Source organism: Streptomyces sp. NPDC000151, from assembly GCF_040301705.1.
Taxonomy (GTDB): domain Bacteria; phylum Actinomycetota; class Actinomycetes; order Streptomycetales; family Streptomycetaceae; genus Streptomyces.
Window position 1 is genome coordinate 79510 of record NZ_JBEPFC010000015.1, and the last position, 9263, is coordinate 88772.

Annotated in this window: 9 protein-coding genes; 1 reads left to right on the forward strand and 8 read right to left on the reverse strand. The window is 73.6% G+C overall.

Annotation, left to right across the window (positions count from 1 at the left end; all coding sequences use genetic code 11):
- Positions 1–132: 132 nt before the first annotated feature.
- Positions 133–690 carry a PadR family transcriptional regulator gene (locus ABT381_RS07650; protein ID WP_351589224.1) on the forward strand — a complete coding sequence of 186 codons (558 nt, stop codon included), beginning with the start codon at positions 133–135 and terminating at the stop codon, positions 688–690.
- On the opposite strand, the gene ABT381_RS07655 is transcribed toward ABT381_RS07650, so the two are convergent.
- The 8 genes from ABT381_RS07655 to ABT381_RS07690 form a co-directional block, all read right to left on the reverse strand.
- Complete coding sequence (locus ABT381_RS07655) at positions 626–1213, reverse strand: LOG family protein (RefSeq protein WP_351589226.1); 588 nt, start codon at positions 1211–1213, stop codon at positions 626–628. The genes ABT381_RS07650 and ABT381_RS07655 overlap by 65 nt on opposite strands.
- Positions 1214–1290: 77 nt before the next feature.
- Complete coding sequence (gene thyX, locus ABT381_RS07660; protein WP_351589228.1) at positions 1291–2049, reverse strand: FAD-dependent thymidylate synthase; 759 nt, start codon at positions 2047–2049, stop codon at positions 1291–1293.
- 28 nt (positions 2050–2077) lie between these two features.
- Positions 2078–3127, reverse strand: a complete 1050-nt coding sequence (locus tag ABT381_RS07665; RefSeq protein ID WP_351589231.1) for a DMT family transporter — start codon at positions 3125–3127, stop codon at positions 2078–2080.
- The gene (locus ABT381_RS07670) at positions 3124–4185 is read right to left on the reverse strand and encodes an isopenicillin N synthase family dioxygenase (RefSeq protein WP_351589234.1); all 1062 of its coding nucleotides are present in this window, start codon (positions 4183–4185) and stop codon (positions 3124–3126) included. The genes ABT381_RS07665 and ABT381_RS07670 overlap by 4 nt, the downstream gene beginning before the upstream one ends.
- A gap of 3 nt (positions 4186–4188) precedes the next feature.
- Positions 4189–5229 (reverse strand): ketoacyl-ACP synthase III family protein, encoded by a 1041-nt coding sequence (locus tag ABT381_RS07675; protein ID WP_351589237.1) that lies wholly within the window; start codon positions 5227–5229, stop codon positions 4189–4191.
- A gap of 116 nt (positions 5230–5345) precedes the next feature.
- Positions 5346–6563, reverse strand: coding sequence for an MFS transporter (locus ABT381_RS07680; RefSeq protein ID WP_351589240.1), 1218 nt, complete (start codon positions 6561–6563; stop codon positions 5346–5348).
- Positions 6560–8470 (reverse strand): FAD/NAD(P)-binding protein, encoded by a 1911-nt coding sequence (locus tag ABT381_RS07685; RefSeq protein ID WP_351589243.1) that lies wholly within the window; start codon positions 8468–8470, stop codon positions 6560–6562. The genes ABT381_RS07680 and ABT381_RS07685 overlap by 4 nt, the downstream gene beginning before the upstream one ends.
- 452 nt (positions 8471–8922) lie before the next feature.
- Positions 8923–9263: hypothetical protein (locus tag ABT381_RS07690; RefSeq protein ID WP_351589246.1), on the reverse strand; the 341-nt coding region annotated here is incomplete at its 5' end.

A 9263-nucleotide genomic window follows, 5' to 3' on the forward strand; every position in this document is an offset into this window, starting at 1 on the left:
GACCGTCGTTCCCGGCCTGCGTTTATGTCGACACGCTCTATGTCGTTGACTTAGTACATCGCGAAACTTGTATGTCGCGAGCCTTGTATGTCGTATCGACCTATGGCGAGTTTAGCCGTATGCTCGTGAGCCATGTCAAGCACACTGGATCTGGCCGTACTGGGCTTCCTCCACGAAGAGCCCCTGCACGGGTACGAGCTGCGCGTCCGCCTCGCCCGGCTGACCGGGCACGTGCGTGCCGTCAGCCAGGGCACGCTCTACCCGGCCATCAAGCGCATGGAGAAGGCGGGGCTGCTGCGGCGCTCGCCGGAACAGGGGGCCGCGGCGGCGCCCCGCCATGTGCTGACCCTGACCGGGCAGGGCGAGGAACGGCTCATGGAGCTGCTGCGCAAGCCCGAGGAGCCGTTCATCACCGACGAGAACCGCTGGTTCGTGCTGCTCGCCTTCCTGCGTCACCTGGCGGACCCGGCGGCGCAGGCGGAGGTGCTGCAGCGGCGGCTGGACTTCCTGAGCGAGCCCAGCAGTTACTTCTACGAGGGCGACCGGCCGCTGCGTGCCCAGGACCTCGACGACCCCTTCCGCCAGGGCATCCTGACCATCGCGCGGGCCACTTCGAAGGCGGAGCTCAGCTGGCTGCGGCAGACGCTGACGGAGCTGACCAGCGCGGCCGGGGCGGAGTCCACTCCCTGACGGCCGCGAAGAAGTCCTCCGCGGTGCGGATGGGGACCAGGGACCGGCTCTCCTCGGCGCTCATGAAGCCGTGGTTCGCGGCCTTGAGCGCCAGCGAGACCAGCCGGTTCCAGTACCCCTCGGTGTCCAGCAGCATCAGCGGCTTGCGGTGATGGCCGAGCACCAGCCCCGCCCACACCTCGAACAGCTCCTCCAGAGTGCCCACCCCGCCGGGCAGTGCGACGAAGCAGTCCCCCAGCTCCGCCATCAGCGCCTTGCGCTCCTGCATGGTGTCCACCACCCGGAGGTCGGTGAGGGACGTGTGGGCGACCTCCGCGTCGACCAGGGACTGCGGGATGACGCCGGTGACCTTGCCGCCATGGGCCAGCGCGGCGTCGGCGATCACCCCCATCAGGCCGACGCTGCCCCCGCCGTAGACGATCTCGCAGCCCTGCCGGGCGAGCCCGGCCGCGAACCGTCCCGCCTCCTCGGCGAAGGCCGGCCGGCTGCCCGACGAGGAACCGGCGTAGAGGGTGACACGCATATCTGGACCTCCTTGGTGGGGTACGCGGCCGGGACCGGTGCCGCACCGGTCCCGGCCGCGTACGGTCTCTTCCGCGATTACGGGCTGACCCGGCCGAACTTCTCGAACGCGGTGTGCGTGAGCGGCATCAGCCGCGCGAACTCCGTCTCCATGCCCTCCGCCACCAGCTCGATCTCCCGCTGCGGCGAGGACGGGTAGGCGGCGTCGGGCCGGTTGGTCCGCAGCCCCAGGAAGTGCATGAGCGCCCGCGCGTTGCAGGTCGCGTACACCGAGGAGTACGTCGCCACGGGCAGCACCATGCGGGCTATCTCGCGGGCGATGCCGCCGTCCAGCATCCGGCTGTACTCGCGGAACGCCGCCCCGTACACGGACCGCGCCGAGGAGACCACCTCCTCCAGGTCGCCCGGGGCGCCCGGCACGTAGTGGTAGTGGCCCGGCTTGCCCTCCTGGCGGAGCAGCCGGGCGCCGTCGGGGACGTAGAAGACGGGGCTCATCTCCCGGTAGCGCGCGCTCTCCTCGTTGAACGACCAGGTGCGGTGGCGCATGAGGTGGCGCACCGTGAAGATCGGCGCGTGGATCAGGAACGTCATGTAGTTGTGTTCGAAAGGGCTGCCGTGGCGGCTGCGCATCAGGTAGTTGATGAGCCCCGCGGCATACGAGTCGCCGCGCTCCTCCTGATGCGCCCGCTCGCCCGCGGTGGACACCCGCGCGGCCCGTACGACACCGATGTCGTCGGCCCGGTGGTCCACCAGCTCGACCGTGATGTCGCTGCACAGCTCGATGTCGGTACCGGTGTCGAGGTCGAGCGACGGGACGGTCACCGGGGTTTCGGTCATGGACGTCATGGTTGTCCGCCTGCTTCTGTCAGGGAGCCGTGAGCTCCGGTTCGAGGGAAGGACGCTCGTCGCGTGCCGTGCGTGCGGTGGCGTTCGGCGACTGGCACGCCAGCACGGCGGCGAGCAGGACAGCGAGGGAGGAGAGGACCGCCCCCGGCCCGGTGCCGGCGTCCCCGGGGAACAGCGCGTCGACGAGCAGCGCGCCCACGGTCTGCCCCGCCACCATGGCCAGCCCCGTCACCAGCACGCCGATGCGGCGCACCAGGAGGACCGAGGCGAGGACGAACACCAGGCCGAGGAGCCCGCCGGAGTACAGCAGCGGGTCGCCGGGCCAGTGGCGCGGGAGGCCGGCGCGGGCGATGTCGACGCACAGGGCGGCGCCGAGCACCACGGCCGCGAGCAGGAAATTCAGGGTCACGGACGGGTAGGGGGTGCGGGCCTCGACGTTGAGCCGGCCGTTGACCGCCATCTGCCAGGACAGCCCGATGCCGGCCAGCAGGGGGAGGGCGGCGAGCCATACGGCGCCGGTGGCCAGCGAGCCGAGCAGCGGTACGGCCACCGCCGCCAGCGCGAGCGCGGCACCGGCGATCCGGCGGGGCGTGACCCGGCAGGCGTCGCCGGGCCCGAGCCCGAAGTGGTCGACCCACAGGCCGCTCAGAGTCTGGCCGCCGACCAGCGCGACCGTGTATGCGGCGGTGCCCAGGGCGCCGGTGCTGACGCCCTGGGAGAGGACGACGACGCCGCCGACGAGACCGCCGAGGAAGTGGTGGGGGCGCAGCCTGCCGGGCGCGCCGGGCGGCGTGCGCAGGGCGGCCGCCAGGCGGCGTACACCGGCCCGGAAGGCCGGCAGCCAGGGGCAGACGAGCAGCAGGACCAGCAGTCCGGCGCCGTCCGACAGGGCCGCGGCGGCCACACCGTCGTGCACTCGGCCGCCCAGCCTGCCGTTCACCCACGCCTGGAGGGAGAGCACCGCGCCGGCCGCGACCGCCAGGGCCACGGCCACCGCCCGGACGGTGGCGGCCCGGGGCACCGCCGGCCCCGGCCGCCGTACGCGGGCGCTCCGTGTGCCGGTGCTCATATGCCGTACGCGGCGCTGAGCTTGCCGACGAGGTACGCGCCCGACGTGGTCGGGGCGTGCCGCGGCGGGTTGTCGGGGCCGGTGCAGGTGGGGATGCACTCGATGGGCGCCGTGTAGTTGGGCTGGAGGAAGAAGGGGAGGGAGTAGCGCTCGCGGTGGGCGACCTCGCGGGGCGGGTTGACGACCCGGTGCACGGTGCTGACCCAGCGGTCGTTGGTCCACACGGCCATCAGGTCGCCGATGTTGACCACGAAGGTGCCCTCGACGGCCGGCACGTCCAGCCATCGGCCCGCCTTGTCCCGTACCTGAAGGCCGCCGGGCGCGCCGTCCTGGTACAGGATGGTCAGCAGGCCCCAGTCGCTGTGCATGCCCTTGCGGAGCTGGCCGGGCTGCGGCGGGTTCTCCTGGCCCGGGTAGTAGTTGGCCGTCATGTTCGAGATGTGGTGGTCGATCTTGTCGTCGAACCAGGTCTCGGGCAGCTCCAGCGCCAGCGCCATCAGCCGGGCCAGCTCCCGGGCGAGGTGTTCCATCTCGCGGTAGTACGCGAGGTAGGCGGCGCGGAAGCCGTCCAGCACCGGCCACTTGTTGAGGCTGACCAGGCCGCGCCGCGCGTCGTCGGGGATGCCGGTCGCGCCGACGTCGCCGAGCCGGTTGTAGGTGTACGTCTCGGAGAGGTCGGCGAGCTTTCTGGCCTGCTCGGCGTCCACGCCGTCGTTCGCCGCCGCGAGGTTGCCCTCGACGCCGAAGCCGCGCATCAGCGGGTCGTCCGGGTCGGCGAGCAGCCGGCGCTTCTCCTCCGGCGCGAGGGCGAAGAACCGCTTGGTCGCCTCGTACACCTCGCGGATCCGGGACTCGGGCACGCCGTGTCCGGTGATCGCCATGAAGCCGCTGTTCTCGCAGACCTCGCCGATCGCGCGGGCGACCGCCAGCCGCCGGAAGGGGTCGCCCTTGCGGGCCGAGGAGATGTCGATCACGGGCACATAGCCGTGGGCGAGGGTGACCGGTGTACCGTCCGCCGCCGGGGCGCCTGCCCGGCCGGCCGTCGAATCAGTGAGCATGTGTCACCTTCCTTGCGCAGTCGCGTGTTCGGGGGCCTGGACGATCGCGGAGACCCAGGTGAGGCCGGCTCCCGCGCCGATGAGCAGCGCCATCTCGCCCGGCGCCAGGATCCGGCGCTCGTACAGGTCGTTGAGGTCGGCGCCCCAGTCGCCGCAGCCCAGATGCCCGGTCAGGTCGTCGAAGCGCAGATACTCGACGTCCAGCAGGTCCCGCAGCGCGGGCAGGTAGAGGGAGTTCACGCCGGAGGTCCCGATGCGCGGCAGGACCACGTACCGCAGCCTGCGGTCGCCGGGGCCGGTCCCCGCGTCGTCCAGGGTCGCCTTGACCAGGCTCGTGATGTGGTCGTACGCGACCGAGGACAGCAGTTCCGATCCGGCGCGGGCGGAGTCCAGGACGCTGAAGGGCAGCTCGACCTGCATCGGCATGTCGGCGAACGGCCGGTCGCCGCGGACCAGGATCTCCAGCTCCGGCGCGACGTAGGTGTTGACCGCGCGCAGCGCGAACGCGGCGCCGGGCTCCCCGGTGCGGTCGAGCAGGATCGCGGTGCCCGAGTCGCCGAGCGGCATGGAGGGCTGGAAGTTCCAGCGGTCGATGCCCGGCAGGACGAACCGGTCGGAGCTGGCGACCAGGGCCTTGCGGGTGCCGGGGTCGGCGGTGAGCCGCAGGGCGGCGTCCTGCAGGGCCAGCCCGCCGCCGTCGCAGCCCTGGTGGAGCGCGAGCGGCAGGCAGTCGGCGGCGCCGAGCAGCTTGGCGATGTAGTGCGGGGGCGACCACATGTCGTGGCCCTGGTGGTAGATCCAGCTGTGGACCAGCAGGTCCAGCTCGCCGCCGTCCCAGCCGGCGCGCTCCAGCGCGATCCGGGCCGCCCGTACCGCCATGTCCGGCGCGGAGATGTCCGCCGCCACCGGGAGCGCCGTGATGCCCATGCGCTCGGCCACTTCAGGGAGGAGCCGGCCTTCGGCCACCGCCTGGGCGGCGGTGTCCAGGGCCGGCGGAGTCCATGCCCCAACTGCCCGTATCTGCACGTCGGTTCCGAATTTCATACCGCTTCCCTCCGGGAACGGGCCGCCGTCGACCGTTATGCAAGCAGTCGGCCCTGGTCTCTGTCAATACTGTCATTGACAGAGACCAGGGCCAGTCAAAATCCGGGATTCAGTTGTCACATGGGGCCGTCGCGGCGGGCCGCGACCACGCACACCACGGCCGCCAGCCCCGCAGCCGACAGCAGCACCCACGCCCCGCCCGCGAACTGCTCGTAGAGCCGCCCGAAGGCGAACGGACCGGCCGCCGCGCCGAGCGAGACGCCCATCTGCGTCACGGCGGTGGCCTGCTTCTCACGGCCCGGATACGAGGCCCCGGCGACGTGGTGCAGCACCCCGGCCCAGCCCCAGCCGCCCGCGTAGGCGAGGAAGGCCCCGGCGGCGCTGCCCACCGCGCCGCCCCCGGCCAGCAGCGCGGTACCCGCCGTGCCCACCGCGAACATCACCCACAGCAGCCGCCACGTCCGGTGCCCCGCCCGGTCCGTCAGCCAGCCCGCGCCGAGCCGCGCCAGTACGGACAGTCCCGCGGCCCCGGCCGCCAGGAAGCCCGCCGTGCCGAGGGCGAACCCGTCGTCCTCCAGGGTCAGTACGAGGAATCCGCCCAGGCTGTTGCCGATCGCCGCGCCCAGCAGTCCCGCCGCGGCCAGTGCCACCAGCCGCCGGTCCCACGGCACCGCGCCCCGCGGGCCGCCCCGCGGCTCCGGTGTGCGCTCGCGGCGTACCCGCGCCAGCAGCACCACCGCGTAGCCGCCGCACACGGCCGCGCCGCCCGCGAAGACCGCCCGCCAGCCCAGCGGGACCGCGAACAGCGGGACCGTGACACTGCACAGCAGCGTCGTGGCCGGCACCGCGGCCTGCTTGAGGCCGAACGCCCGCCCCTGCGCGCCCGGCGGACAGCGGCGCATCAGCAAGAAGTTGGTGTACGGCTGGCTGAAGCCGTACGCGCAGCCGCCGAGCACCGCACCGGCCCACAGGCCCGTGCCCGGCACCACGGCGCCCGTGGCGAGCGCGGCCGCGGTGGCCAGCAGCGCCGCGGCGACCACCGTCCCGGCGTCCACCGGGATCCTGGCCGACCGGCTGGCGCAGGCGCCGAGCAGCGACCCCAGCCAGTAGACCGCCAGCAGGGCACCGAACGTGCCGGTGGTCCAGTGCAGTTCACGGCAGATCAGGCTGTCGGCGGCGCCCGGCAGGAAGACCGGCATCGAGGTGAGCGTGGTCACCGCGGCCACATGCCACGCGGTGCCGAGGCCGCGGCCCGCCCGGGGCCGCGGGTCACGGGCGCCGGACGGCTGCCCCGCCCGGCCCGCGAGGACCGTCCGCGGGAGCGAGCCGCTCATACGGCCACCTCGCTGCGGTCCACCGGACGCGGCGCGGCCCCCAGGCCCAGCAGCGCGCTCGCGACCGCGTCGGTGTCCTCCAGCGTGACCGAGCCGACGCACGGCCGGATCCCCGCCGCGGTCACCCAGTGCACCCCCTCCGTCGGGACGCCGAGCGCGAATCTTCGCGGATGCGCGCGGCCGTCCGCCGCGACCAGGCGCCCCGGCCGGCCGGTCACGGCCAGCGCGCCCGTGTCGTACGCCGGCCCTTCCGGGTCGGGGACAACGAAAGAGGTGGCCTCGCCGCGTGCCAGGAGGTCCCGCAGCAGCGGGTCGGCGGTGCGCCGGACGTCGGACTCCGGCAGCCGCGCCTCGATCAGCGCGCCGGCCCGCACCGGCTCCCCCGGCACCACGGGCGAGGTGGCGAGGAACCCCCGCCCGTCGGCGTCCGGTTCGACCCGCAGCCGCGGGCCGAGCAGCCGCAGCACCCCCGCGTCCATGAGCGCCACCGCCTCCTCCGTACGCCGGCGGGGCGGCCCGATGGAGAGGAAGGCGTTCAACGGCGTGTACCAGCCGCGCAGTTCGGCACGGTAGGAGCCGCCGGTGATCCCGGCGTGGTCGACGACCCGGCGGATCACATTGCGCAGGTCCCGCAGCACGTCCAGGGCGGCCTTGACCGGGTCGGAGACATTGCCGCGCCCCGCGCGTTCGGCGTCCCGCCGCAGGTACTCCCGCGCCCAGACGCCGTAGTCGGCCGCTCCGCCGAAGGACAGCCCCGCGTACGGCTCGGCGATGCGCCGCCAGCTCCACCGGTCCCCCGCGGGAATCCCGTACGCGTCGAGCAGGGCGCCCTCCCCCGGCCCGCCGCCCTCGGCCGTCAGGAACCGGCCCCGGAACTCGCGGACGCCGGCCGGGGCGGTGCCCCGCGCCCGCAGCAGCGTGCCGTAATAGACGGTCTCCACCTCCTTGGCGACCAGCGGCCACACGTCCCGCCGGAAGGAGAGATCGCGCCGCTCGGCGGCGCGCCGGCGCAGCCGGGCGATCGCCGCCGGGGTCAGCAGCAGCGGCGTGTGCATCCCGTGGGCGCCCTTCTCGTTCTCGCCGCGGGCGTGGTACGGGACACCGCGCCGGGAGCCCGCGAACAGCACCGGCTCCCGGCCGGACCGCCGGTAGACCAGCCTGCCCTGCGCGTCCCTGACGAAGGATCCGCCGCGGCCCTGCGTGAACAGGGCCATGTAGTCGAAGAAGTTGAGGCCGAGGCCGCGCAGCAGCACGGAGCTGCCGGGCGCGATGCCCGTCAGATCGACGTCGGCGGGGTTGGCCGGGCCGATGTACCGAAGGCCGTTGCGCTCGGCGTACACCCCCAGCTCGGTCCCGGCCTCCGTCGGGGCCATCGGTATGTGCCCCTGGGCCAGCACCACCGCGTCCAGACCGAGGAGCACCGGACCGCCGGCCAGCCGTACGCCCTGCCCCGCCGCGTCCTCGAAGAGCCGTACGGCGCGGTCCTGGTGGATGCGTACCGTCATGCCCTGCGGCAGCCGGCTCACGATGTACCGCAGCGCCCAGCAGAGATACCGGCCGTACAACGCGCGCGTCGGGTAGTCGTCGGGTCCGGGTGCGGCCTCGCCGGGGCGGGCCGAGAAGCCGGCCCACTCGTGCAGGCTCGGGCCGCTGAGCACCGGCACGTCCCGCCCCACCGTGCTGTCGGCGAACACCGTGACCTGGGAGGCGACCGTGTTCATCAGCAGCGCGCCGGACTGGTCGGTCCGCCACACGGCGCCGGCCCCCGGCGGGTACGGGTCGATCAGATGGACCGTCACCGACCGCGGCCGGTCCCGTGCCACCGCCACCCTGGCCGCCAGCCGCTCCAGGACGGACAGCCCGCGCGGACCCGTACCGATGACGGCGATATTCATCCTCGTGCTCACCCAGATCTCCTGGTCTCAAGGGGGGAGTGCCGGTGGCGTGCCGGAAGCGGCACCCGTAAGCGGTGCCGTACTGCGAGGACGTGCTCAAAGGCGGAACGTGCACCGGGCGAGAGGGCCACGGTGGTCGAGCGGATCGCCGGTGCGCGGCGGCGCCGGTCGCGCCGTGTGCGCAGCGGATGAGGGGCTGCTCCCGGTCCTGGAGCGGCGCGTGGTACACCCCGGTGAAGCCATGCATCTCCCCCGTGCATCGCATATCCAGATCATGGTGCCCGACCCGGCGGAGAGACAGAAATAGCTCTTGAGCCGCACTTATAGCCGGTACGCATCAATGGATCGGCAGATGGCATGAGTGGCACGGGAACAGGGGCGCCGGGCAGGCCGACGGGCCGGGCGGCGGGCGCCCGGCCGGTGGTCGGCGCGGTCTCGTCCTCCGGCGGCCGGGCGCCGGGATCTCAGGAGGAGGGCAGGCCGTCGCGTTGCTCGTCCCGGTCCCGCCGCTCGGACGGCAGCAGTCCCGCCACGGAGGAAGCGCGCCGGTAGCAGGCGAGCGCGGCCCGTACCTCGCCGTCGGCCTCGTACAGATCCGCCAGCTCCAGGTGGACGCTCGCCGCCTGGCGGTCCGCGCCGAGGGCGGCCAGCTCGGCCGCCGCGTCCTCGAACCGGTCGGCCGCGCCGCGGTCGCCCAACGCCCATCCGGACCGCCCCTGCACGAGCAGGGCATGGGCCCGGACGCGCCGCCAGGACGGGCCGACGCGCTCCTCGGCGGCCCAGGCGAGGTCGCGGGCGCCTGCCG

Excerpts from the sequence above, each read along its gene's own strand:
- ABT381_RS07650 (WP_351589224.1), top strand. The coding sequence starts at position 133 with ATGTCAAGCACACTGGATCTGGCCGTACTGGGCTTCCTCCACGAAGAG.
- ABT381_RS07655 (WP_351589226.1), bottom strand. The coding sequence starts at position 1,213 with ATGCGTGTCACCCTCTACGCCGGTTCCTCGTCGGGCAGCCGGCCGGCC.
- thyX (WP_351589228.1), bottom strand. The coding sequence starts at position 2,049 with ATGACCGAAACCCCGGTGACCGTCCCGTCGCTCGACCTCGACACCGGT.
- ABT381_RS07665 (WP_351589231.1), bottom strand. The coding sequence starts at position 3,127 with ATGAGCACCGGCACACGGAGCGCCCGCGTACGGCGGCCGGGGCCGGCG.
- ABT381_RS07670 (WP_351589234.1), bottom strand. The coding sequence starts at position 4,185 with ATGCTCACTGATTCGACGGCCGGCCGGGCAGGCGCCCCGGCGGCGGAC.
- ABT381_RS07675 (WP_351589237.1), bottom strand. The coding sequence starts at position 5,229 with ATGAAATTCGGAACCGACGTGCAGATACGGGCAGTTGGGGCATGGACT.
- ABT381_RS07680 (WP_351589240.1), bottom strand. The coding sequence starts at position 6,563 with ATGAGCGGCTCGCTCCCGCGGACGGTCCTCGCGGGCCGGGCGGGGCAG.